Origin of the sequence: Caldisphaera sp. (assembly GCF_023256325.1) — an archaeon.
Lineage (GTDB): Archaea > Thermoproteota > Thermoprotei_A > Sulfolobales > Acidilobaceae > Caldisphaera.
In genome coordinates this window covers 1-407 of sequence record NZ_JAGDXI010000012.1, presented here as the reverse complement: position 1 = coordinate 407, position 407 = coordinate 1, and the positions used below count along the sequence as shown (strand labels likewise).

The window sequence follows — 407 nt, the reverse complement described above, 5'->3', positions numbered from 1 at the left end:
TTTGCAACGCTTGTCTTATTATCTTTTCGGCATATTTGCTTCTGATAGGATAAAAGGTATTATATTCGAACTCTTTGATGCATTTATTTAAGCGATCGTTATATTCTTGCTGTGCTATCGGATCGTCATTTTCTTGTTTTTGCAACCATTCCGTAAGTAATTCTTGCACTAAACCACTTACATTTATATGCTTTTGTTTTAAAGTTTCGTATAATGCCCCATCTATTCTTAATGAGATCATAGTTTTAGTCATTTTACCACTACTTTTATTATGAAAAGCAAATATATAAAGGTTATCTTTTTCATATTTTAAATGACGAATATAAGTTTGACAAATGACTTAAATGAATTCCATAACTATGGAAAATTAGTTAAATCATAGATTTGAAAATTTTTAAACGGGTTTT

General features: G+C 28.0%; 1 protein-coding gene. It reads right to left on the bottom strand.

Going from position 1 to position 407, the window contains the following annotated elements:
- A partial coding sequence (locus Q0C16_RS01555; protein ID WP_292319285.1) for a type II toxin-antitoxin system CcdA family antitoxin occupies positions 1-253 on the bottom strand: 253 nt, incomplete at its 3' end.
- Positions 254-407: the final 154 nt, after the last annotated feature.